The organism is Nocardiopsis sp. NPDC058789 (genome assembly GCF_042745575.1).
In the GTDB taxonomy this organism is placed as follows: Bacteria; Actinomycetota; Actinomycetes; order Streptosporangiales; family Streptosporangiaceae; genus Nocardiopsis; species Nocardiopsis eucommiae.
This window is the reverse complement of record NZ_JBHYOW010000011.1, coordinates 1-23,613: the sequence shown is the minus strand read 5'-3', so window position 1 is coordinate 23,613 and position 23,613 is coordinate 1. Positions and strand designations below refer to the sequence as shown.

Below are 23,613 nucleotides of genomic sequence, written 5' to 3'. Positions count from 1 at the left end.
GCACCGTCAGGGAAGGAGGCCTGAGTGTCACTGCTCTCCCGGATGTCCTCGACCAGCGCCGGGCACTCGACGGCGGAGCTGGTGCGCTCGCTGCTGCGCGACCCGCAACGCCCCGGGAAGGCGGACCTGTTCGCGGCCCCGACCCGGTCCGTCAGCGGGATGGGCCTGCCCGGCGGGCCCACCGGCCTGGGGACCTCGGCCGCCCGGGTCCTGCTGCCCGCCCGGCCGCCCGTGTCCGAGCCGAGGGGCGCGGGGACCGCCACCCTGGTCCCGCCCGCGCCCGCGGGCCCCGGCCTCCCGAAGGACGACGGCGGCGCACCGGTCCCGGTCCTGTACTGCCCTCCCGCCGTCCGGGACGACCCGGCGCTGGGGGAGGAGGTCAACGACCGGCTGGTCGCGTGGGCCGAGGAGGTGGGTGTGTACCCCGGTCAGCTGGACCGGGTGCGCGCGTGCGACTTCGGACGCCTCATCATGCTCGCCCACCCGGAGTCCGACGACCCCGAACGGTTGCTGGCCGCCGCCAAGTGCGCGCTGTCCGAGTGGTCGGTGGACGACCACTACATGGACGGTGAGGTGGAGGAGGCCCGCCCGGAGCTGCTGGGGCAGCGGCTGGCGATCGCCCACTCGGTGATCGACCAGGCGCACCTGCCGCTGCGGTACGCCCCGCAGCTGGAGGAGGTCGTCCAGGCCGACCCGGTCATGGTGGCGCTGCGCGCCGCCCTGGACAACCTGTCCGACCACGCCTCGGCCGCGCAGGTCCGGCGGCTCCGGCACGAGCTGGCGATCATGTTCGTGGCCTACAACCAGGAGGGGGTCTGGGCGGCGACCGGCCAGCGGCCCCCGGTCTGGGAGTTCCTCATGCACCGGCACGAGAACAGTTTCGTGCCGTGCATGGTGCTCATCGACGCGGTGGCGGGCTACGAGCTCTCCCAGGAGGAGTTCTCCGACCCCCGGGTGCGGAGGGTCTTCACCCTGGCCGGGTCCGCCAGCGTGATCGTGAACGACCTCTACTCGATGGGCAAGGAGGACCCCTCCGACTTCAGCGTCCCGAGGCTGATCGCCACCGAGGAGAACTGTTCGGAGCGCGAGGCGATCGAGCGCTCGGTCCTCCTCCACGACGAGATCATGCACACCTACGAAGCGGAGGCGGCCGCGCTCGCCCTCGCCGGATCACCGGAACTGCGCCGCTTCCTCGCCGGTGTGTGGGCCTGGCTCGGGGGCAGCCGTGAGTGGCACGCCCGGACCGCCCGCTACCACGGCGCCGCCGCGCACTGACGACACCCCTCCGGGCGGGGGCACCCGTCCCCGCCCCGGTTCGGCGTGCCCGAACCGACGACGAACATCCATGACAAGGAGCAACACGCGATGACCACGACCATGCCCTCTCACAACCCGGTGCGGAACCAGGTCCTGCGCACCGCCTACCAGAAGTCCGTGGCGGACTACTGGAACGCGGAGAAGGACCCCGTGAACATCCGCCTCGGTGAGGTCGACGGTCTCTTCCACCACCACTACGGGATCGGTGACTACGACCCGTCCGTGCTCGAGGGTCCCGAGGAGACGCGGGAGCAGCGGATCATCGAGGAGATGCACCGCCTGGAGACCGCACAGGCGGACGTCCTCCTGGACCACCTCGGTGACATCACCCCGGACGACCGCATCCAGGACACCGGCTCCGGCCGGGGCGGCACCAGCTTCATGGCCAACGCCCGTTTCGGCTGCCACGTGGACGGCGTGAGCATCTCCGAGCAGCAGGTGGACTTCGCCAACGCCCAGGCCCGTGAGCGGGGCGTGGACGACAAGGTGCGCTTCCACTTCCGCAACATGCTGGACACCGGCTTCGAGTCCGGTTCGCTGCGGGCCAGCTGGAACAACGAGTCCACGATGTACGTGGACCTGTTCGAGCTCTTCAGCGAGCACTCCCGCCTGCTGGAGTACGGCGGCCGCTACGTCACCATCACCGGCTGCTACAACGACGTGACCGGTGGCCGGTCCAAGGCGGTCAGCCGGATCGACGAGCACTACACGTGCAACATCCACCCCCGGAGCGCGTACTTCCGGGCGATGGCCGCCAACAACCTGGTGCCGATCAACGTCGTCGACCTCACCGCCGCCACCATCCCGTACTGGGAGCTGCGGGCGCAGTCCCAGGTCGCGACCGGTGTCGAGGACCCGTTCCTGACCGCGTACAAGGAGGGCAGCTTCCACTACCTGCTCATCGCGGCCGACAAGGTCTGACCCTCCCGCCCGCGCACACGGCCCGGCCTCCGGGGCGCCCCCTCCCTCAGGGGCCGCCCCGGCCGGGCCGTGACCGCGCGGCACGCCACACCACCGTCGAACACGAAGGGCGCTCATGACCACCGACACCCACGCCGGCTCCGTGAACGAGTCCTCGCGGGACGAGCCCCGGCCGATCATGCTCGAGCTGGTCGACGAGGACGGGACCACGACGGGCACCGCCGAGAAGCTGTCCGCGCACCGGGCCCCGGGCCAGCTGCACCGGGCCTTCTCGGTGTTCCTGCTGGACGAGCGGGGACGACTGATGCTCCAGCGCCGTGCCCTGTCCAAGTACCACTCGCCGGGCCTGTGGTCCAACACCTGCTGCGGCCACCCCGAACCCGGTGAGCTCCCCTTCGTGGCGGCGTCCCGGCGCACGGGGGAGGAGCTGGGGGTGGCACCGGCGCTCATGCGCGCGGCCGGAACGGTGAGCTACCACCACACGGACCCGGTCTCCGGGCTCGTGGAACGCGAGTTCAACCACCTGTTCGTCGGGGTGGTCCGGGGTCGGACCCGTCCCGACCCCGAGGAAGTGGCCGAGACGGCCTTCGTGGACGCCGCCGGGCTGGAGCGGCTGCGCGCGGCCGCCGCGTTCTCGGTGTGGTTCCCCACGGTCCTCGACGCCGTGCGTCCGTACCTGAGGGAGCTGGGCCCGGGGGCGGGCTGGTGAGCCGGAGCCGGGACGGCGGGTGCGACACCCGTCGTCCCGGTCGGGACCGGACCAGTGACCGGAGGTTCAGGCGTCGCAGTCCTTGCAGCGGCTGGTGGCGACCCTGTCGGTGTTGCCGTGAGTCGCGCGCAGGGGTGAACTCTCACTGATCCGGCGCCACGCGGCGGGATCGGCGTCGAGGACCCAACCCCACCGGGGGGCGTGGACGCCGCCCGGGTACTGGTGCGGGCAGCCGGGAAGGTGGGCCTTCCCGCTGCTGTGGATGTGGATCTCGCTCACGGGGGGCGCCTGACCGCGACGACGGTCGGTTCCGAGCGCGCAGGCGCAACCGCCGTCCAGGGGGAGTTCGCAGAATTCACAGCGTTTCATCGCACCATCATGCCGAGCCGGTGAACCGTCCGGAACCCCTTCGCGCCGCGCGGTCCGGGGTGCACGGTCCCCGCTGCACGGGGCCGGGCCGTGCGGGCCTCGGCCCCCACGGCCCGGAGCGGTCAGCAGCGGGCGTTGATGGTGCCCTGGATGGAGGACTTCTCGGTGCTGGTCACGGACAGCCCGTAGCGGTGCTTCACGTTGACCCAGGCCTTGACGTAGTCGCAGTGGATCGCGGTGCGCGGCGGCATCCAGGCGGAGGGGTCGCGGTCACCCTTGGAACGGTTGCTGCTGGCGGACACCGCCCACAGCTGGGGCGCGGAGACGTCGTTGGCGAAGGCGCGCCGCTGGTTGGCGGACCAGCCGTTGGCGCCCGACCGCCAGGCTTCGTGGAGCGGGACCATGTGGTCGATGTCGAACGAGGACGCGTCGTCGGTCCACACGCCGTCGTACTCGCTGGACCACCGGCCGGACGTCGGTCGGCAGTCGCCGTCCACCTGCACGGTGTGGCCGTCGCGACGCAGGACGGTCTCGCGCGCGTCGCAGGGGCTGGTGATGACCACCCAGTGCGGGAAGAGGCTGCGGTCGTAGCCCGCGCCGTTGTTCTTGGCCCGGACGGTGAGGCCGTTGAGCTGCGACTGCGCGGCGGAGGTGGAGGGGATACCGGGCGGCAGGACGTGGTGGGCCAGGGCCGGGGTGGCCCAGCCGAGGACGGCGACGAGTACGGCGGCGGTGAGGGCGGCCAGGGCGCCGACCACCGTTCGGCGCGCGGGGGTGACGGGGGACGTACGGGGGATCGCGGGCAACGCTGCTCCTTGGGGGAGGAGGTGTCGGTCGAACCCTCACACCATGGAGTGTCGCGGCCGGTCTGACCAGACCCCTCCGCGTGAAATCCGTCCCGGGTTCCGGTTGCGGCGCGGTGACGGACCGGCGGGCGCCCGGTACCCGACGCGCCGACCTCGCCCGTGTGCGGCGCCCTCCCGGTCGCGCCGGGGGTGACCGCCCGTCAGGGGGAGACGCTCCGGAGCGGTCGCCGTGCGTGGGATCACGGACACCCACGGTCTCACCTGTCACACCTGTAACTTCCGTCACCTGATCGTTTCTTACCGGGGTCGCGGTAAACGATGCCTTTCACGTGGGTGAACCATGCCTAACCTGTGGGTGTCCCCACGGGACCACCATCCCGATTTCCCCGAAAGGCCTGATCCGTGATCTCTCAGCGCAGCGCGGCCGCACTAGGACTGGTGGGCGGCACGGCACTCCTCCTGTCCGGCTGCGGCTCCCCCCAGGGCGGCGGAGCCTCCTCGGAGCCGGTGACCGGAGGCGAGCTCGTGGTCGCCTCACTGCCCGCCGTCATCGATCCGCACGCCACCACCTCGCGTTCCAACTGGATGGTCGCGGCGTCGGTGTGTGAGGGCCTGTTCGCCAACGCGGCCGACACCTCGATCCAGGACGGCCTCGTGGAGTCCTACGAGTACGACGTCGACGCGGGCGTCTACACGCTGGACCTGAGGGAGGGCGTCCCGTTCCACGAGGGCGGCCAGCTCACCGCCGCCGACGTCGTGGCCTCGCTCGACCGCTACGCCGACTCCGACCCGGGTGAGCTCTTCAACAGCCTGGTTGAGGAGGTCGCCGAGACCGACGAGCTCACGGTCACGATCACCACCGTCAACCCCACGGGCGCGATCCCCGCCCTGCTCTCCACCCCCGACACCGGCGCCTACGTGATGTCGGCGTCCTCGCTGGAGGCCGCCGGGGACGACGAACTGTCCTCCCTGGACTGCACCGGCCCCTATCACCTGGACGAGTTCACCGTGGACCGCCAGGCCACGGCCTCCCGGTTCGACGAGTACGCCCCGCGCGACGAGGACCCCGACGGCGCGGCGGGGGCGAAGACCGCCCACGCCGACACCCTGAGGTTCGTCCCGTTCAACGAGTCGAACACGCTCAACCAGCTGCGCACGGCCGAGGTGAACGTCGCCCCGCAGTTCCTCGGCGTCGACCAGCTGGACGTCTACGAGGCCGACCCCTCGCTCCGGGCGGTGCTCAGCGAGGACTCCGAGTTCTCCATCATGCAGTTCAACCTGCGGTCCGAGCTGATGGGCGACGTGCTCATGCGCCGCGCCGTGCTCAACGCGCTGGACTTCGCGGAGATCGAGACCCAGTACCTCGGCGGGACCGACTACTTCACCGAGGACTCCAGCTTCTTCCCGCCCGGTTCGCCCTGGTACTCCGACTCCGGGTCCGAGGCCTACACGGACCGCTCGGCCGAGGAGGCGGAGCGCCTGCTCGACGAGGCCGGGTACGACGGCACGCCGGTGCGCGTGCTCTACCGCCCCTCCAACGACAACTACGGCCCCATCGTCCAGCAGCAGCTGGAGGCGGTCGGCCTCAACGTCGACCTCCAGGCGATGGACGCCGCCACCTTCGGCTCCACCCGGACCGAGGAGGACACCTGGGAGGTGTTCCTCGGCGGCGGAGCGGCCTACTCCGACCCCCTGACCGTGGTCTTCCTCAACGACGACTTCCCCGGCTGGTGGGCCACCGACGAGAAGGCCGAGCTCATGGCCGCCGTCACGGAGGGCGAGGACACCGAGAGCCGCAAGCCCGCCTGGGACGAACTCCAGGGCCTCATCTGGGAGGACGTCCCGTTCATCCGCTTCGGCCACGAACCCCGTCTCGCGGTGACCTCCGCGGACGTCGGCGGTTTCGAGGCCACGCAGGGGACCGTCCGCGGTTTCTACAACATCTGGATCGACCAGTAGGACCGCCGCCCGGCGGCCCACCCCGCGGGGCCGCCGGGTTCCGGAACCCACCGCGCACGAAAGACTCCTCATGAGAACCACCCTGCGGTCCCTGTCCAGGGACCCGAGCGCGATGACGGGCGCCGCGATCGTCGCGGTCATCACGCTGCTGGCACTCCTCGCCCCCCTCCTGGGCGGCGACCCCGACCTGCTCCGGCCGAGCGAGCGGCTCCAGGCCCCCGGAACCGGCGGCCCCCTCGGGACCGACGAACAGGGCCGCGACATGTGGACGGTGCTCCTCCACGGCGCGCGTACGTCGCTCGGTATCGCCGCCGCCTGCACGCTGCTCGCCATCGTCGCCGGGTTCCTCACCGGCGTCGTCTGCGGCTACTTCCGCTGGGTGGACGCGATCGTCATGCGCGTCATCGACGGCCTGATGTCGTTTCCCAACATCATCCTGGTCATGAGCCTGGTCGGCGTCCTGGGCCGGGGCGTGGGGCCGGTCCTGTTCGGCCTCACCGTGGTCCTGGTACCGCCGATCGCCCGTGTGGTCCGCGCGGCCGCGCTCACCGCGCGCTCGGCGCCCATGGTGGAGTCCGCCCGCGCGCTGGGGGCCCGTGACTCCTGGATCCTGTTCCGCTACGTGGCACCCGAGTCCGTCTCGGTGCTCATCGTCCAGGCGACCATGGGCTTCGCAGCCACGGTGCTGTCCATCGCGGCCCTGAGCTTCCTCGGTATCGGACTGCCGCCGGACGTGCCCAGCTGGGGAGCGAGCCTGTCCGCCGCGCAGCAGTACGCGGCGGTGGCCTGGTGGATCGGGGTGTTCCCCGGCGCGGCGATCCTGCTGACCGTCCTCGGGCTCATCCTCCTCGGAGACGGGCTGCGCGACGCCATGGACCCGCGGGCCCGGCGCCTGGCCGAGCTGGCGCGCTCCTCGAAGTCCTCGGCCCGGTCCTCGCGCCGGACCCGGACCGCCGTCCGCTCCGACGAGAAGGACGGGTGACCCGTGCTCTCCTACGTGTTCAAACGCCTGCTGGCGCTCATCCCGACCGTCGCCGTGCCGATGGTGCTCCTCTTCGTCCTGCTGCGGCTCACCCCGGGCGACCCGGCCGCCGTCATCCTCGGTGAGAACGCCACGGCGACCGAGATCGCGGAACTGCGCACGGAACTGGGCCTGGACGCCCCGATGTGGCAGCAGTTCCTCGACTGGCTCGCCAGGATGGCGCGCTTCGACTTCGGGGAGTCCATCTTCCTGCACGCGCCCGTGGCCGAACTGGTCCTGTCCGCGGCGCTCGTGACCGGCCAGCTGGCCCTGATCTCCATGCTCCTCGCGCTCCTCATCGGGCCCGCGCTCGGCGCCGTCGCCGGAGCCACGAGGTCGAGGGCCCTGGACCGGACCATGGTGGTCGGGTCTGCGGTGGGCGTGGCCATGCCCACCTTCTGGCTGGCCATCCTGATGGTCATGCTCTTCGGGGTGACCCTCCAGTGGCTCCCGGTCGCGGGGTTCACCCCGATCACCGAGGACCCGGTCCAGTACGTGCGCTACATGGCGCTGCCGTGCCTGGCGCTGGGCACCCTGGAGGCGGCCACGCTCTTCCGCTACTCGCGCAACGGCGTGCTCGACGCCAAGCACCAGCCCTTCGTGGCCACCGCCCGGGCCCAGGGCCTGCCCGAGCGCACCATCACCCGCTCCTACGTCTTCCCGGCCGCGCTCGCGCCCCTGGTCACCGTGGTCGGGCTCTCCCTGGCCTCGATGCTCGGCGGAGCGGTCGTGACCGAGAACGTCTTCTCCCTGCCCGGGCTGGGCAAGTTGCTCCTCACCGCCGTCGAGCGGCGCGACTACCCGCTCATCGAGGGCTGCATCTTCTTCATCGCGGTGGCCTTCGTCCTCGTCAACCTGCTGGTCGACGTGGTCGCCGCCACGCTCGACCCCCGGATCAGGCTGGAGGCCAAGGAGTGACCACGAACTCCACCGACGACGTCCTGTTGGACGTGCGCGGACTCGACGTCGACGTCCTGACCCCGGAGGGTCCGCGCCGCGTGGTGCACGCCCTCGACCTCACCCTTCGCCGTCAGGGCACCCTGGGCATCGTGGGCGAGTCCGGTTCGGGCAAGTCCATGACCGCCACCGCGGTCATGGGCATCCTCCCCGAGACGGCGCGCGCCTCCGGGCAGGTGCTCTACCGGGGCCGCGACCTGCTGTCCCTGCCCGCCCGCGAACGGCGCGCCATGGCCGGACGCGAGATGGGCTTCGTGTTCCAGGAGCCCATGAGCGCGCTCCACCCCACCAAGACCATCGGCGCGCAGATGGCGGCGCCCCTGCGCCTGCACCTGGGGCTGACCCGGCGCCAGGCCCGGGCGCGCAGCGCCGAACTCCTCGACCTGGTCGGGATCCCGCCTTCCCGGGGCGTGCTGGACGCCTACGTGCACCAGCTCTCGGGGGGTATGCGCCAGCGCGTCATGATCGCCATGAGCATCTCCTGCGAGCCCGCCCTGCTCATCGCGGACGAACCCACGACCGCGCTCGACGCCACCATCCAGAAACAGATCCTCGACCTCCTGGCCGACCTGCGTGAGGAACTCGGGCTGTCCGTCCTGCTCATCAGCCACGACCTGGGACTGGTCTCCCGGTACACGGACGACGTCGTGGTCATGCTCGACGGTCACGCCATGGAGTCGGGCCCCACCGACCGGGTGGTGTCCGCACCGGAGTCCGGCTACACCCGCGGCCTGCTGGAGGCCTCGCCCCGGCTCGGGCACAGCCCGGACCGCCTCCCCGTCATCGACAAGAGCCGATTCACCAAGGCGGTGCAGTGATGAGCACGACCGACGGCACGGCGGGAGCCGAACCCGTACTGCGCATGGAGCACGTGACCAAGAGGTTCCGCCTCGGCGGGGTCCTGCGCCGCACCGCGCACGTGGCGGTCCGGGACGCGTCGCTGGAACTGGGCCGCGACGAGGTCCTGGGCCTGGTGGGCGAGTCCGGTTCGGGCAAGTCCACCCTGGGTCGCATGGCGATCGGTCTGATCCGGCCCACCTCGGGCTCGGTGACGGTGCTGGGCCGGGACATCCTGTCCCTGCGCCGGTCCGAACTGCGGACCTACCGCCGCCGCATGCAGATGGTCTTCCAGGACTCGTCCAACTCCCTCAACCCGCGCATGACCCTGCGCGAGCTGCTGGAGGAGCCCTACCGGGTCCAGGGGCTGCACACCCCCGCCGAGCGGGAGGTCCGGGCCCTTGCGCTCGCCGACGAGGTCGGGCTCGCCCGGGCCTGGATGGGGCGCCTGCCCCACGAGTTCTCCGGTGGCCAGCGCCAGCGCGTGTCCATCGCCCGCGCCCTGGCCCTGGAACCCGAACTGATCGTCGCCGACGAACCGGTCTCGGCACTGGACGTGTCCGTGCAGGCCAAGGTCCTCAACCTGCTCAAGGACATCCGCCGGGCGCGCGGCCTCTCCCTGCTCTTCGTCAGCCACGACATGGCCGTCGTGGACTTCATGTGTGACCGCGTCGCCGTCCTGAACGGCGGCCGGGTCGTGGAGTCCGGCCCCACGTCCCAGGTGCTGCGCGCCCCCGCGGACGACTACACACGCACGTTGATCGAGGCCGTGCCCCGACTCTGACCGCACGTCCCCGCCCGTCCCGCCCCCTTCCGCTCTGGAAGAAGGAGAACATGACCACCCGACACGCGCAGGCGAAGCATGCCCTCATCCGGGGACCCGTCCCCGAGACCGAGGGGGACCGGGCCGTGGTGCTCGAACCCTACGGGGTCGACCGCATCCCGACCTACGACTACGTCCAGGAGGAGTACCTCGTCTCCGGCACGGCCGCCGGCGACCCCTACAGCACCCGCATCCTCATCCGACGTCCCGCGGACATGGCGTCCTACACGGGGCGGGCGCTGGCCGAGGTGAGCCACATCTGGGGCGGGAACTCGGTGTGGCGGGCCTTCAACCGCCAGATCATGCGCGGGGGCTTCATCTGGGTGGGCATCGACTCCCAGGCCCCGTCCGCGCTCGACCTCATCAAGGGGGTCGACCAGCGCCGGTACGCGGAGATGACCTTCTCCTCCGGGGAGCTCGCCAAGGACTTCGCGGGCAGCATCCCCTTCACGGAGAACCCCACACCGGAGGTGCTGGCCCGCGAGTACGACGAGTTCAAGGAACGGTGGTGGCGGGCCACGCCGCAGTCGTTCGAGATCATCGCCCAGGTGGCCAACGCCCTGCGGGAGGGCCTCCCCGGCCTGCCCGAAGCCGCCGTGCGCACCCTGCTGTTCGCCGGGATCTCCCAGACCGGCGGTGTCGTGCGCAGGTTCGTGGAGCGCCACCACGCCGTCCTGCGACGCCCGGAGGGAGGACCCGTCTTCGACGGGTACATGCCCTGTGCCTCGGGAGGCCCCGCGCTGCCGGACGTGGACGTGCCCGTCATGGAGGTCCTGGGGGAGGCCGAGTTCCAGTCCGTGCGCTGGGCGTGCGGGGTGTCGGGCCAGGTGCGGGGGCTGACGCACCGCAGGCCGGACTCGCCGTTCTTCCGGCTGTACGAGGTGGCCGGGATGGCGCACCGGGAGACCCGGCACATGAGTGACCGGGACCGTGAGCGCCTCCGGGACTGCCCGCTGCCGGAGGGCGCCCGGTGGTCCACCTTCCCCAACTCCCACGTGTACAACGCCCTGTTGGAGTCGTTGTCCGCGTGGGCGCGGGGGGAGGCGACACCCCCGGCCTCCCGCCTCCTGGAGACGGAGGGCGACACCGACACCGTGCTCAGGGACGGGTTCGGCAACGCCCGGGGCGGGCTCCGCACCACGTACACCGACGCACCGCTCTCCACCCTGGTGGCCGCCACCCCGATGGGCCGGCCCTCCTGGTACCACGGCAGTGAGACCCCGCTCGGTCGCGAACGGCTCGTCGAGCGCTACGGGGACGCGGACGGCTACCGGCGCGAGCACGCACGGGTCCTGGACCGGATGCTGGCCGCTGGTTTCGTCCGGCCGGAGGACGCCGAGCAGCTGCGGCTGGAGGCGGAGCTGGTCGACTTCTGACCGGCGCGGCTCCCCGTTCCGCGCGCGTGTTCGGGCCGGAGTCCGGCGCGGGGCCCGGGGGAGGGGGTGGGACACCGGGCGCGGCACCCACCCCTCCCGGGCCTCACTGCACGAGCCGGGTGAGGAACTGGTGCCCCAGCGAGTAGACGGTGCCGAGTCTGATGCGGTGGCGTACCAGCCTGCCGTCGCGCACGGACTCCAGCAGGCCGGCCTCACGCAGGCGTCGCAGGTGTCGGGAGACCTGGGGTTCGGTCATCCCCACCCGCGTCGCCAGTTCGCCGGTGGTGCAGTGCTCGTTGACCAGGTGTCGGCAGAGCACGAGCCGGGCGGGGTCCGAGAGCACGGCCATGCGGTGCTGCAACTCCCGGAGGGGGACGTCGGTGGTGCCCAACTCGGTGATCGGGAACTGCACCACGATGGGCAGGTTCGCGCGGGGCTGCGCCTCCTCGAACTTCACCACCAGGTGTGGGCGGGTGAACAGGCTGGGCACCAGGACCAGATCGCGCCCCGCGCAGGAGACGAAGGCGTTCTGGAGCTTGTCGTAGGCCACCTGCGCGGTCTGCGGAAGGTAGTGTCCGCCCGGTGTGAGGGAGGCCAGCACGACCCCGAGCCGGTCCTGGGAGAAGCGCCCCCGTACCTCGCGTTCGGCCGTGGAGAGCTGGGGCAGGGTCGCCTCCCAGCGGGCACGGAAGAACGTGTCGTGGCAGTGCTGGAGCAGGTCGGACAGGTTCTGGCGGAAGGCCGCACGGTCCGCCAGGAAGAGCTCACCCAGTTCCTCGCGCTCCTCGCTCTTGGCCCGGCAGACCTCCAGGAACTCCGCACGGTGGTCGTCGGGGTCACGCAGGCCGTAGTAGCGCTCCCAGCTCCCACTGGCGATGGTCTCCGCCACCATGGAGTCGAACACCGGTGCGGGCATGGCGTTCATCAGGGCGAGCTCGTCCTGGAACGTCGCGGGGTGGCTGGTGTCCAGGGGCAGCAGCGCGCGCAGCCGGAACCTGGCCCACAGGGGAGCGAAGGTGCGCAGGCGCCGCTCGGTGGCCCGGTCCACCCCGGATCGCACGGCGCGGATGTCCCGGCTCGCGCCCGGATGGTGGCCCGGTTCGGCGACGCTGTGCAGGAACGCCATCAGTTCGGCGAGCGGCGAGGGCCGTACCACCACACGTGAGGCGTCGGTGCTGACCAGGTCGAACACGATGGGCATGCCCAGATCCTAGTGACCCCTGGCGCCCGCCCCGCCGCGCGCCCCTCGGCGCGGGAGCCCCGAAGGGCCGCGAGGCTCAGCCCCCGGCCCGCAGACGGTCGAGTTCGGTGCGCAGCTCGGCGGCGAGGGCCACGGCGCGGTCGAGACCTCCCTGCGGCCCGCCTCCCTCAGGCGGGGCGCCGCGTGGTGGCTCCGCCGGAGCCGGAGCGGCGGCCAGGGACGGGCCCGGAGCGATACGGACCTGGTCGGTGGCTCCGTCCGCCTCGATGTCGAAGACGACGCGGTCGGAGCGGTGCCAGCTCTCGAACCACTCCAGCGGCAGGCCGTCCTGGTCGAAGGTGCCGCCTTCCAGGAGCAGGAGCGGCACCCCGTCGGGCACCCCCAGTTCACGGGCGATGCGCGGGTCGGCCGGGACGGCGCGGATCTGCCTGCGTCCGCTGCTGGGCACCGCGCCGAATCGGACCTCCATGAGCCGGTGCAGGGAGGCGTTGGCCAGCATGGCCGCGTCCAGTTCGGCGAAGCGCCCGGCGGGGAGCCAGGTGCGCACGTAGGACAGGGCCTCGTCGTCCACCGAACGGACGCGTTCCAGGCGCAGCAGGTCCTCGGTCACGAGGTGGTGGACGGCTGAGGGCGGGCCGGTGCGGGCGCGTTCCAGGGAGAGCACGGCGGTGCGCAGGCTCAGCCCCTCGGCGGAGAACTGGTCGAAGAGCCCGGTCACCCGCTGCACGAGCCGATGGTGCTCGGTGGGGATCGCGGCGACCGGAGCCCGGCCCCGGGTCCGGCGGACCGACCCCTCGTCCTCCAGGGTGGCCAGGGCCTGTCGGACCACGCTCCGGGAGACACCGAAGCGCTCGCGCAGGGCGGCCTCGCTGGGCAGGGCGTCTCCGGGCGGGATCGAGCGGTCGCGGATCTCCGCGCGCAGGGCGTCAGCCACCTGGGCGTGCAGGGGCCGGGAGTCGGAGCGGTCGACAGGCATGGCCGTCATTCTAGGGCGTGGGGTGCGGGAGCCACGGAGCGTCGGGGCCTCCCCGTCCGCGTTCGACGCGTCGCCGGACGCGGCGCGCCCCCGCCTCCCGGAATCGGAGGGCGGAGGCGCGCGGTGGTGGGCCCGTGCGGTCAGGAGGCGGTGGCCTTCCACACGTGTCCCCAGCCGGGGGCGAGCTCGGCGGCCCGGCGCAGTGCCAGGACCAGGCTGGCCTCGCGGGCGATGCCCTGGCCCGCGATGTCGAAGGCGGTGCCGTGGTCCACCGACACCCGCACCACCGGCAGTCCGGCGGTGATGTTGACGCCGTCATCGCCGTAGACGGCCTTGAAGGGCGCGTGCCCCTGGTCGTGGTAGCAGACCGCGACCAGCTTCCACTTGCCCCGGACGGCCGCCGGGATGAGCGCGTCGGCGGGGATCGGCCCGTGGGCGTTGATGCCCTCGGCGCGGGCGCGTTCGATGGCGGGTGCGAGCACGTCGGCGTCCTCGTCCCCGAAGAGGCGGTTCTCCCCGGCGTGCGGGTTGAGCCCGGCCACGCCGATGGGCTCGTCCGCCTCACCCTGGGCGCGGGCGAACGCGCTCATCAGCCGCAGCACCTCGAGGGTGCGTTCCTGGGTGACGTCCTCGATGGCGCGGCGCAGGGAGACGTGCGTGGTCAGGTGGAAGAAGGAGAGCTCACCCGCGGACAGCACGAGGCTGTAGTCGCTGACGCCGAACTCGTGCGCGAGCAGCTCGGTGTGGCCCGGCCACTGGTGCCCGCCCAGGTGCATGGCGGCCTTGTTCAGCGGGGGAGTGACGATCCCGTCGACCAGACCCCGCTTGGCCAGGTCCACGGCCTCGATCACGAAGCGCGCCGCTCCGTCGCCCGCCTCCGCGCTCAGTTCTCCGTAGGGCACGTGGCCGAGCGAGGGGCCGGTCTGCACGACGTCGATCACGCCGGGTGCGTCGGCCGCGTCGGCGGGGGAGTCGATCGGGTTGACCGCCGACGCGTCCCCGCCCACGGCGGTGACGGCCCTGCGCAGGGCGTCCGCGTCACCGACGACGACGGGCCTGGACAGTTCGCGGACCTCCGGGTGGTGGAGGAGCGCCTTCGCGGTGATCTCCGGACCGATGCCCGCGACGTCACCGAGGGTGACCGCGAGGGTGGGGCGGCTCATGAGTTGCTGCCTTTCGTGTTGCGGACCGCGTCAGCGGCCTCGATGAGGGCGGTGGGGGAGCCGAAGCCCCCGGCCTTGGTGACGATGGCCAGTCCTTCCCGGGGGCCGCCCGCCAGGGTGCCCAGCGGGATGCCCGGGGCGACCTCGCCGGTCAGGGCGATGGCCCGGGCCCGGAGGGACGCGGTGAGGGCGCGGGCTCCGTCGCCACCGGTGACGACGAACCCGGACAGCGGGTACCGCTCGGCCACGCGGGCGGCCAGCTCCCCGAAGCGCCGGGCGACCAGGGCGGGGTCGAGCCCGCTGGTGCGGTCGTCGGGGGCCACGAGAGCGGTGTGCGGGTGGGCGGGGTCGAAGGTCTCCACGACCCGGTCGGACCACTCCCGCCAGGCGGCGTCGTCGGCCAGCGCGTGCGCGTCGGGCTGTTCCACCCGCGTCCACTCGTCGGCCAGGAGCTCCGCGACCTGTCCGCGCGCGGCCTGGTGGAGCGAGGTCACCACCACCAGGGCCGGGGCGGGTTCCCGGACCGGGCGCCAGGTCTCGGCCAGCCGCGCGGCGAGACCGGCCGAACCCACGGGGACGGCGCGGTCGCCCAGGACCGTGACGGCGTCGGCGACCCGTGCGAGGTCGGCGTCGGTCTCCGCGTCGACGACGGCCACCGGCGCGGAGTCACGGAGCAGGGCGGCGTTCGCCTCGGGGTCGTCACTGGTCAGTCGGACGTACCGGGCGCCCAGGAGCTCCGCGATCCGGCTCTCGGTCACCGGGGAGACCGGGTCGTCGCCGACGGCGGTCCGGTGCACCTCCACCCCGTCCACCAGGAGGACGCCGTCGCGGACGACGCGGCCGTTGGCGGGGAAGGCCGGGCAGACCACGGCCACGGTTCCGGGCGGGGAGACGGAGAGGACCCCGTCGATCTCCGCGCGGATGGGGCCGCGCAGGGTCGAGTCGACCTTCTTGTAGACCAGGTCCGTGCCCGCGTCGCGCAGCCCGCGCACGGCGTCGGCGGCGGCGGTGGCCGCCCGTTCCGGCGGCAGGGCGCGGGAGTCGGTGGTCACGGCGACCACGTCGGCGGTGGACTCCGCCGTGCCGAGCTGGAGCTCGGTGCTCCAGCCGGCGCGCACGAACTGGACGGCGGTGTCGCCCGCGCCGGTGAGGTCGTCAGCGACCACGGCGACGCGCGGTGTGCGTGAGTGGGTCATGACCGGGTCTCCTCCGGGTCGGTGGGGTCGCTCGCCGCCCCGTCGGCGGCCCGCTGCCGTTCCGCGATCTCCTGGCGCTCGGCCTCGGCGGGCGCGGCTCCGGCCCGACGCAGCACCCAGGTGGTCACCAGCGGCGCGAGCAGGGCGGTGACCAGGACGCTCGCGGCGACCTGGGTGGTCGCGGTCCCGGCGTAGGAGAGGAAGGACGGGTCGGCGGCGGCGATGATGGCCGGGGTGGCGACGGCGTTGCCCGACGCTGTGCCCGCGGCGAATCCGATCCCCGACTCCTTGCCGCGCCGCAGGAGGAAGCGGTAGCCGAGGTAGACGAGCCCGCCGGTGACGAAGGTGATCGCCACGCCGAGGAGGACCCCGGACAGGCCGCCCCTGGCGACGTCGGCCAGGTTGATGCCGGTGCCCAGGGCGAAGGCGAAGAACGGGATGACGATCGCGGGAACCGGCGTGAGGAGTTCACGCCACTGGGAGTCGAGGTTGCCGACGAGCACGCCGAGCAGGAACGGGATGATCGCCGCGACCAGGGTGAGGAAGGGGATCTGCCCGAGCCCGGAGGCGCCGATGAACAGCAGGGCGAAGAACGGGCCGTCGTTGATGGCCCCGGCGATGTAGGCGCCCCGGTCCTTCGTCCGTCCGTACTGTCCGGTCAGGGCGAGCCAGAGGCCGCCGTTGGCGTTGGTGGCCGCGGCGAGCATCGCCATGATGGAGATGCCCAGGACGCCCTCGGGTCCGGTGACCATCGCGAGGGCGATGATGAGCAGACCGGGGATGATGCTCTTCCCGAGGAGGACGACACCGGTGGTGGCCAGCACCGGACCGCTGGTGCGGAGGGTGACCTGGGTGCCCGTCGCGAAGATGAGGAGGGCGATCAGCGGCATGGCGCTGTCCTTGAACAGCGCGGTGGTGAAGCTGCCGATGTCCAGGGCCGCCGGAGCGAAGGTTCCCAGGACCGATCCGAGGACGAGGGGGATGAGCATGGCCCCGCCAGGGACCTTGTTCATCCACTTGAGGAGGGGTACCAGCGACCCCTGGCTGTCACGCATAAGAGTCCGTTCACATGGGACCGGGATCGTGGACCGACGTCACACACGGCACCGGTACACGCGTTGTCCGTACAGATTGTACGTACAATTTCGCGTGAGTCCACCGAACGGGCACAGAAGTTCACACCACGGGTGACCTGGGGGTCCCTGTCGGGGTATCGCTAGCCACGGGTTCGGGTGCTCGGCATGGGTGGGATCGGCCGGTCGGTGCGCGCGTTCCTGCCCGCCTGGCGGGGCGCGCGGTCCTCCCGGACACACGCCAGGACCTCCGTGGCCGCGTACCGTCCGGCGACCTCGAAGCTCCAGGGGTTGGAGTCGATCTCGCTCCACAGGGCGTCGCGGAGCACGATCCGCGTCGCGTGGACGGACCTGCCCTTGCCGCGCGCTTCCAGGCCCACGCGGACCCCCTCCGCGAAGGCGTTCCGGAAGGCCTCGGGGAGGGGCGCGTCGGGGCGGGGGCAGGTCGCGGGCAGGTCGTCGACGAACTCGAAGTCCGCGCCGCTCAGCGCGGGTCCGGCGTCGAGCCACACCAGGGCGAAGTATCCGGGGCACGCGGTCTGCAGGACGTTGCGGACGAACACGCCGCTGACCGTCCGGGGCAGTGGGGGGAGGGGCGGACGAGGGAGGGGCCGTGGGGCGGGGGAGTCGGGGGTGAAGGGCATGTGTACTTTCTAGTCCCCGCTAGTCCCCGGTGCCCGGTGGATCGTGACGCAAGTGTGGTGTCCTGAGCCGTCGCTGGCGAAGAAAGCGGACTAAGTTCTCATTTGCCCCATAGAGAACGAAAGTCAGCGTCATGCCCCCACGTATCGCCGCCGCCCCCTGGGCCGCGGTCCTTCTCTCCCTCCCCCTCGTCGCCTGCGCCCCGGCCCAGGACCTCCTGGACCGCGCCGTGCCCGGAGCGGGCGTCCGGTCCCAGTCGGACCCCGTCGACCGAGTGGACCGGGACGACCCCTTCGCGGGCAGCGCGGCCGAGGACTACGGGGAGGGTTTCCCCGTGCCCGAGGCCGAGGCGGTCGGCCCCTACTCCCGGGAACAGGTCGAACGCGCCTACGCCCACACCCAGGAGCTGTTGGAGGCCGTCTACCTCAACGAGGACGCGGTGTTCGGTGAGGACAACAGCGAACTCACCGGGCTCCTCACCGGACAGACCCTGGAGTGGTACCTGGACAACCTCGGCAACCGGGACCACGAGCTCAACAGCCGCCACCTGCCCTTCAACCTCACTCCCGGTACCGCCGAGCCGATCGGTGACGAGGTGCGCGTGGACGGCGTGATGCGCGCGGAGGAGGGAAGGGACGACCAGGGCTGGGACTACCTCTCGGTGGTCACGGAGTACACGATCGTGCACCCGATCGCCGAACCCGGTCGGTCGGCCTCCACCCGCCTGGTCACCTCGCACCTCGGCGAGGTCGGCTTCTACGACGTGGGAGCGGAGGAACTGGAGGCGGCGCCGATGTGGTCGCGCGCCGTGGCACCCGTGCACTGCGTGGAGGAGTTCACCTTCACCCCCAGCTACGGGGAGGAGTACCCCGAGGGGGAACGCCCCCGGGGCGCCGTCGAGGACGCCTACGACCTGGACGCCTCCCGGGAGCTGGAGGGCTGCGGGTCCGTCCGGGACACCTGACCGGCGCCCGCCGGAGGACCCGGGTCGGGGACCCCCGGCGGGCGCGCGCGACTCACACCAGGCGCTTGAGCAGGTCCGGGAGTTCGGCCTCGTGCGCGACGGTGAGACGCCTGGTCGCGCGGGTCACCGCCACGTACAGGTCGTTCGCGCCGCGCGGCTGGGCCAACAGTTCCTCGGGACGCACCACGATCACCGAGTCGAACTCCAACCCCTTGGACTCCGTCGCGGTCAGCACCACCACGGCGTCCCCGGGGGCGTCGCGCGACGCGTCCGTCTCCACACCGGGCAGCGCGCCCGCCACCTCGGCCAGGGAGGCGTCGGAGGTGATGACCGCGATGCGGCCCTCGCCGACGGCCTCCCGCTCCTCGGTGACCAGCGCGGGCAGGTCCGAGGGGTCTGTGAGCCGCACCGCACGGGGGGCGTCGCCGTCCGCGCGCACCGACTCGGGGACCTCCTGGCCCGGGGCGGCCACGCGCAGCACGTCGGCGGCGACGGCCATGATCGGTGCCGGGGTCCGGTAGTTCACCCTCAGGTGCTCCACGTGCAGCCGGTCCGGGGCGTACGGTTCCAGGGCGGCCTCCCAGGAACCGGTTCCGGCCGCGCTGCCGGTCTGGGCGACGTCCCCGACCACGGTCAGGGACCGGGTCGGCACCCGGCGCATCACCGTGCGCCAGGCCATCGGGGACAGTTCCTGGGCCTCGTCCACGATCACGTGCCCGTAGGCCCACTCCCGGTCCGTCCCGGCCCGGTCCGCGGTGCTCAGGTCCGGGCCGGTGTCGCGGTGGCGGTCCGCGAGCAGGCGCGCGTCCAGCCCCTCCCTCGGGTCCTCGGTCAGTCCGGTGAGGTCCAGGACCCCCTGCGCGTACCGGACCTCCGCCTCCCGCTCGGCGTCGCGGCGCCGCTGGTGGGCCCGCAGGTGGCTGTCGTCCCGGCCGAGGAGGTCGGCCGCCTCGTCGAGCAGCGGGACGTCCTCGACGGTCCAGGGAGCCCCCGCCGGGCGGGCCAGGCGTTCGGCGTTCGCGACACCGGCCTCCGCGCCCACCCTCCTCAGGGCCTCGCCGTCGGCGTACAGGTCGCGGAGCACCCGCTCCGGGGTGAGGTCGGGCCACAGGGCGTCCAGGGCGTGCTGGACGGGCTCCTCCTGCCAGAGCCGCGCGCCCACGTGCGGGAGGTCCTCATCCGCGACCGGACGCCCGAGCCGCCGGGACTCGTCCCGGGCGAGCTCGCTGAGCAGGGTGTTCACCAGGTACTTGCGCGCGGTGTTGTGCGGCAGCCGCAGGTTCCGGGTGGTCTCCAGCACGTGTCGGCACACGTCTCCGGGGACGACGAGGGTCCCCGCGTCGGTCTCCACGCGCAGGTCGGCCTCTCCGAAGGCGCGCAGGGGCGAACGCTGCCGGTCCCGGACGGCGGCGCCCACGAGGTCGACCATGCGCGTCGACCCCTTGGCCGTCGCGACGGCGTGGGGGTCGCGGGCGGCGGCCTCCACCCCCGGGAACAGCTCCCCGACCGTGCGCATCACCACGTCGGTCTCCCCGAGGGAGGGCAGGACGTTCCCGACGTAGCGCAGGAAGGCCGGGTTGGGTCCCACCACCAGGACGCCCCGGCGCTCCAGGACCCGCCGGTGCGTGTAGAGGAGGTAGGCGGCGCGGTGGAGCGCCGCGACGGTCTTGCCGGTGCCCGGACCGCCCTGGACGACCAGGATCCCGGCCAGCCGGGCGCGGATGACGCGGTCCTGTTCGGCCTGGATGGTGGAGACGATGTCGGCCATACGACCGGTGCGGCCGCGCTGGAGGGAGGCGAGCAGGGCCGCCTCACCGACCAGCTGACGGCGGTCGCCCTCGGTGAGGCCGTCGACGTCGAACACCTCGTCGTCCAGCCCGACGACCCTCCTGCCGCGCACCCTGAGGTGGCGCCGCCGGGTGACCCCCTCCGGGGCGCTGGGCGTGGCCGCGTAGAAGGGACGGGCGGCCGGGGCCCGCCAGTCCACGAGGATGGTGTCGTACTCGGCGTCGCGCAGCCCGATCCGCCCCACGTAGCGCGCCTCGGTGTCCCCGGGGCCGTGGGAGACGTCGATCCGACCGAAGCACAGCCCCTCCTCGACCGAACCGAGCTGGGCCCTGCGGCGGGCGTGCTCGTAGGACCGGGTCTCACGCTCCACGATGGCGGCGTACCCGGCGCGCTCCTGGAGGTGGGCGTCGGCCAGCCGCCGCCCGGTCCGGGCGCGCAGGGCGTCGAGTCGTTCGTACATGGCGCTGACACGGGCCTGCTCGACCGTGATCGCGGCCTCCTCGGGGGAGGGGGTCGCACGGTCGGATTGACAGGAGTCCATCTGGTGGCTATCCTTGCGATTAGGAAGTTCTGTGATGGCTTTAGAAGGGATTGAATCCCGTAGCTTAGCAGAGCTTCCGCACGCGTGTGTCGGCCCGTGCTCGGCGAGCGCGTGGAACCCTCTCCCGGAACCGGGCGGAGGGTTTTTCGGTTTCCGGCGCGCTCTCCGTCCCGCACCCGCTACACTCGGCCCCATGCGAACCAGTCCGACCCACCAGGGACAGTGGTGGCGCCGCTCCTAGGCGGCGCACCGACAGTTCGCGTTCCACGAACACCGCAGCGACCGCCCCACACCGGCGGTCGTTTGTCGTTTCCGACGGCCCCGGACGGCGATGACCACCGACCGCAGAGCGCCAAAGGACCGGCCGTGAACCCCAGCGACGCACAGACCACCACGTACCGCACCCCGAGCGGCGTGACCGTCCACCGCACCGCCACCCCGTGCGACCCCGAGATCCTGACCGAACTCGTCGCCTCCGTGGAACACCGCCGGGGCGGGGTCCTCTCCTCCGGGATGGAGTATCCGGGTCGCTACGACCGCTGGCACCTGGGGTACGTGGACCCCTGCCTGGAGATCAGCACCCGAGGGCGCCGAGTCACCGCCACCGCCCTGAACGACCGGGGGCGGGTCCTGCTCCCGGTCCTGGCCGACGCGCTCGACACCGTGCCCGGGGCCGCCGACCGCGCGCAGGGACCGGACCATGTCGCCGTCACCGTTCCCGAGCCCGACCCGGACGCCTTCTTCACCGAGGAGGAGCGCAGCCGCCGCCCGAGCGTGTTCACCGCCCTGCGCGCCGTCGTCTCCGCTCTGCGCAGCCCCGAGGATTCCAACCTGGGCCTGTACGGCGCCTTCGGCTACGACCTCGCCTTCCAGTTCGAGCCGGTCCAGCGCCACATCGACCGCGACCCGACCGACCGCGACCTGGTCCTGCACCTGCCCGACGCGATCGTGGTCCGCGACCGCAAGCGCGAGACGTGCGTGCGCCACACCTACGAGTTCACCGTGCCCGCCACGGAGGCGCGCCCCCAGGCCACCACCCAGGGACTGCCCCGCGAGACCGCACCCACCCCGCCGGTGGTCGCCGCCGAGGTTCCGCCCGGCCCCCGGCCGGGCTCCTACGCCGAGGTGGTCGCGGAGGCCAAGAAGCGGTTCCGCCGGGGCGACCTGTTCGAGGTGGTCCCAGGCCACCGCACCTACGCCCGCTGCACGTCCCCGGCCCGCTTCTACGAACTGCTGCGCGAGCGCAACCCCGCGCCCTACGAGTTCTTCTTCAACCTGGGCGAGGGGGAGTACCTGGTCGGCGCCTCCCCGGAGATGTTCGTGCGGGTCAGCGGGGAGCCCGGGACCGGCCAGCGGGTGGAGACCTGCCCGATCTCCGGCACGATCCGCCGGGGCGAGGACGCGCTGGGCGACGCCGAGAACATCCAGGAGCTGCTCTCCTCGGTCAAGGAGAAGTCCGAGCTCACCATGTGCACCGACGTGGACCGCAACGACAAGTCGCGGGTGTGCGAGCCGGGCAGCGTCAAGGTGATCGGCCGCCGCCAGATCGAGATGTACTCGCGGCTGATCCACACCGTCGACCACATCGAGGGCACCCTGCGTCGCGACTTCGACGCCCTGGACGCCTTCCTCACCCACATGTGGGCGGTCACCGTCACCGGGGCGCCCAAGACCTGGGCGATGCGGTTCATCGAACAGCACGAGACCAGCCCCCGCCGCTGGTACGGCGGCGCGGTCGGGGTGGTCAACTTCGACGGCTCCATGAACACGGGCCTCACCCTGCGCACCGCACACATCCGTGACGGGGTCGCGGCCGTGCGGGTGGGTGCGACCCTCCTCTACGACTCCGACCCCGAGGCTGAGGAGAAGGAGACCTTCCTCAAGGCCCGCGCGCTGCTGGAGACGCTGGCCCTGGGCGAGGAGACCGCCGACGCGACGGTCCCCGCGGTCAGCGCGCCCGCACCGCGCCCCGGGGAGGGTATGAGGGTGCTGCTCGTGGACCACGAGGACTCCTTCGTCAACACCCTCGCGGACTACGTGCGCCGCCACGGTGCCGAGGTCACCACGGTCCGCTACGGGTTCGCACCCGAGCTCCTGGACCGGATCGCACCGGACCTGGTGGTGCTCTCGCCCGGCCCCGGCCTGCCGGTCGACTTCGCGATGTCGGACCTGCTGGCCGCCCTGGCCGCCCGCGGCCTGCCGGTGTTCGGGGTGTGCCTGGGGCTCCAGGGGATGGTCGAGCACGCCGGGGGAGAACTGCGCACCCTGGACGCGCCGGTGCACGGAAAGCCCGGCCGCGTCCGGGTGTCCGGGGGGCGGCTGCTGCCCGGCCTGGGTGAGGACGGCGCCTTCCCCGCCGCCCGCTACCACTCCACGTACAGCACCCCGGACCTGGTGAAGAACTTCGAGGTCACCGCCGTGCTGGACGGCGATCCCGGCGAGGAGCCCGTGGTCATGGCGATCGAGGACCCGGCGGCGCGCTGGTACGCGGTGCAGTTCCACCCGGAGTCGATCCTCACCGCCGGCGTCGGTGAGGGCATCGTCGCCCGCGTCCTGGAGCTCGCCCGAGAGTGACACACGTGGTGGGCGGCGGTACGACCTGTGTCACAGTGACCGCCGCTCACCTGGAATGATGTCGCACGACAATAATTGCTTCAGGGATACTGTTTGATTCGCTCGTGACCGGACAGGTGGTGCCTATGGGTATTTTGCTGACTGTCCTCGGAATCGTCCTCATCGTCTCCGGTGTCCTCGGTGTGCTGCGCGGGCAGCTCCTCTGGGGCATCATCGCCATCGTCGTCGGACTCTTCGTGGCCCCGGGCTACTTCTACGGGATCTGACCGACCTCCGTCCGACCTGCGAGGGGCGGGGGGGGGGCCCCCCCCCCCCCCCCGGGGGGGCCCCCCCCCCCCCCCCCCCCACGGCCCCCCCCCCCCCCCCCCCCCCCGACGCAACGCCGCGGGGGTGACCGGCG

The 23,613-nt window shown here is 72.3% G+C and carries 21 protein-coding genes; 12 read left to right on the top strand and 9 right to left on the bottom strand.

The features are described from left to right. Positions 1–24: 24 nt before the first annotated feature. The 3 genes from ACFW3L_RS17555 to idi all read left to right on the top strand — a co-directional run bounded on the left by ACFW3L_RS17555 (position 25) and on the right by idi (position 2,947). Positions 25–1,275: a family 2 encapsulin nanocompartment cargo protein terpene cyclase gene (locus ACFW3L_RS17555; RefSeq protein WP_378741640.1), complete on the top strand. Its 1,251-nt coding sequence runs from the start codon at positions 25–27 to the stop codon at positions 1,273–1,275. 90 nt (positions 1,276–1,365) lie between these two features. After that, a complete protein-coding gene (locus tag ACFW3L_RS17550; protein WP_378741638.1) occupies positions 1,366–2,238 on the top strand; it encodes a geranyl diphosphate 2-C-methyltransferase in 873 nt (290 codons plus the stop codon). A gap of 115 nt (positions 2,239–2,353) precedes the next feature. After that, positions 2,354–2,947: an isopentenyl-diphosphate Delta-isomerase gene (gene idi / locus ACFW3L_RS17545; protein WP_378741636.1), complete on the top strand. Its 594-nt coding sequence runs from the start codon at positions 2,354–2,356 to the stop codon at positions 2,945–2,947. 66 nt (positions 2,948–3,013) lie between these two features. Here idi and ACFW3L_RS17540 read toward each other — a convergent pair whose 3' ends face one another. Both ACFW3L_RS17540 and ACFW3L_RS17535 read right to left on the bottom strand, forming a co-directional pair. Beyond that, positions 3,014–3,316 (bottom strand): hypothetical protein, encoded by a 303-nt coding sequence (locus ACFW3L_RS17540; protein ID WP_378741634.1) that lies wholly within the window; start codon positions 3,314–3,316, stop codon positions 3,014–3,016. Positions 3,317–3,438: 122 nt separating this feature from the next. Continuing rightward, positions 3,439–4,122, bottom strand: coding sequence for an HNH endonuclease family protein (locus ACFW3L_RS17535; RefSeq protein WP_378741632.1), 684 nt, complete (start codon positions 4,120–4,122; stop codon positions 3,439–3,441). A gap of 402 nt (positions 4,123–4,524) precedes the next feature. On the opposite strand from ACFW3L_RS17535, the gene ACFW3L_RS17530 reads away from it, so the two are divergent. The 6 genes from ACFW3L_RS17530 (at position 4,525) to ACFW3L_RS17505 (ending at position 11,095) form a co-directional block, all read left to right on the top strand. Beyond that, positions 4,525–6,081: an ABC transporter substrate-binding protein gene (locus tag ACFW3L_RS17530; RefSeq protein ID WP_378741630.1), complete on the top strand. Its 1,557-nt coding sequence runs from the start codon at positions 4,525–4,527 to the stop codon at positions 6,079–6,081. 70 nt (positions 6,082–6,151) lie between these two features. Further along, positions 6,152–7,063, top strand: coding sequence for an ABC transporter permease (locus ACFW3L_RS17525; protein WP_378741628.1), 912 nt, complete (start codon positions 6,152–6,154; stop codon positions 7,061–7,063). A 3-nt stretch (positions 7,064–7,066) separates the two neighbouring features. Further along, complete coding sequence (locus ACFW3L_RS17520) at positions 7,067–8,020, top strand: ABC transporter permease (RefSeq protein ID WP_014910150.1); 954 nt, start codon at positions 7,067–7,069, stop codon at positions 8,018–8,020. Continuing rightward, positions 8,017–8,877 carry an ABC transporter ATP-binding protein gene (locus ACFW3L_RS17515; RefSeq protein ID WP_378741626.1) on the top strand — a complete coding sequence of 287 codons (861 nt, stop codon included), beginning with the start codon at positions 8,017–8,019 and terminating at the stop codon, positions 8,875–8,877. The genes ACFW3L_RS17520 and ACFW3L_RS17515 overlap by 4 nt, the downstream gene beginning before the upstream one ends. Further along, positions 8,877–9,680: an ATP-binding cassette domain-containing protein gene (locus ACFW3L_RS17510; protein WP_378741624.1), complete on the top strand. Its 804-nt coding sequence runs from the start codon at positions 8,877–8,879 to the stop codon at positions 9,678–9,680. The genes ACFW3L_RS17515 and ACFW3L_RS17510 overlap by 1 nt, the downstream gene beginning before the upstream one ends. A 50-nt stretch (positions 9,681–9,730) precedes the next feature. After that, on the top strand, positions 9,731–11,095 hold the full coding sequence (locus tag ACFW3L_RS17505) for an alpha/beta hydrolase domain-containing protein (RefSeq protein ID WP_378741622.1): 1,365 nt from the start codon (positions 9,731–9,733) through the stop codon (positions 11,093–11,095). Positions 11,096–11,198: 103 nt separating this feature from the next. Here the strand turns inward: ACFW3L_RS17505 and ACFW3L_RS17500 are convergent, their stop codons facing one another. From ACFW3L_RS17500 to ACFW3L_RS17475, 6 genes are all read right to left on the bottom strand, one after another. Next, positions 11,199–12,296 (bottom strand): DUF5937 family protein, encoded by a 1,098-nt coding sequence (locus ACFW3L_RS17500; RefSeq protein WP_378741620.1) that lies wholly within the window; start codon positions 12,294–12,296, stop codon positions 11,199–11,201. Between the two features lie 76 nt (positions 12,297–12,372). Beyond that, on the bottom strand, positions 12,373–13,281 hold the full coding sequence (locus ACFW3L_RS17495) for a GntR family transcriptional regulator (RefSeq protein WP_378741618.1): 909 nt from the start codon (positions 13,279–13,281) through the stop codon (positions 12,373–12,375). 131 nt (positions 13,282–13,412) lie between these two features. Next, positions 13,413–14,435 carry a 4-hydroxythreonine-4-phosphate dehydrogenase PdxA gene (pdxA, locus tag ACFW3L_RS17490; protein WP_378741616.1) on the bottom strand — a complete coding sequence of 341 codons (1,023 nt, stop codon included), beginning with the start codon at positions 14,433–14,435 and terminating at the stop codon, positions 13,413–13,415. Further along, positions 14,432–15,631, bottom strand: coding sequence for a four-carbon acid sugar kinase family protein (locus tag ACFW3L_RS17485; RefSeq protein ID WP_378741614.1), 1,200 nt, complete (start codon positions 15,629–15,631; stop codon positions 14,432–14,434). The genes pdxA and ACFW3L_RS17485 overlap by 4 nt, the downstream gene beginning before the upstream one ends. Continuing rightward, entirely contained in the window at positions 15,628–16,686 is a 1,059-nt protein-coding gene (locus ACFW3L_RS17480; RefSeq protein ID WP_378741612.1) for a 2-keto-3-deoxygluconate permease, read from the bottom strand. Before ACFW3L_RS17480 ends, ACFW3L_RS17485 begins: the two co-directional genes overlap by 4 nt. 161 nt (positions 16,687–16,847) lie before the next feature. Then, a complete protein-coding gene (locus ACFW3L_RS17475) occupies positions 16,848–17,348 on the bottom strand; it encodes a hypothetical protein (protein WP_378741610.1) in 501 nt (166 codons plus the stop codon). Between the two features lie 131 nt (positions 17,349–17,479). On the opposite strand from ACFW3L_RS17475, the gene ACFW3L_RS17470 reads away from it, so the two are divergent. Beyond that, positions 17,480–18,310, top strand: coding sequence for a hypothetical protein (locus ACFW3L_RS17470; RefSeq protein WP_378741608.1), 831 nt, complete (start codon positions 17,480–17,482; stop codon positions 18,308–18,310). Positions 18,311–18,362: 52 nt separating this feature from the next. Here ACFW3L_RS17470 and ACFW3L_RS17465 read toward each other — a convergent pair whose 3' ends face one another. Beyond that, on the bottom strand, positions 18,363–20,639 hold the full coding sequence (locus ACFW3L_RS17465; protein WP_378741606.1) for a HelD family protein: 2,277 nt from the start codon (positions 20,637–20,639) through the stop codon (positions 18,363–18,365). 366 nt (positions 20,640–21,005) lie between these two features. On the opposite strand from ACFW3L_RS17465, the gene ACFW3L_RS17460 reads away from it, so the two are divergent. After that, the gene (locus ACFW3L_RS17460) at positions 21,006–23,213 is read left to right on the top strand and encodes an anthranilate synthase component I (protein WP_378741605.1); all 2,208 of its coding nucleotides are present in this window, start codon (positions 21,006–21,008) and stop codon (positions 23,211–23,213) included. A gap of 125 nt (positions 23,214–23,338) precedes the next feature. Continuing rightward, positions 23,339–23,479 carry a GPGG-motif small membrane protein gene (locus tag ACFW3L_RS17455; RefSeq protein WP_378741603.1) on the top strand — a complete coding sequence of 47 codons (141 nt, stop codon included), beginning with the start codon at positions 23,339–23,341 and terminating at the stop codon, positions 23,477–23,479. Positions 23,480–23,613: the final 134 nt, after the last annotated feature.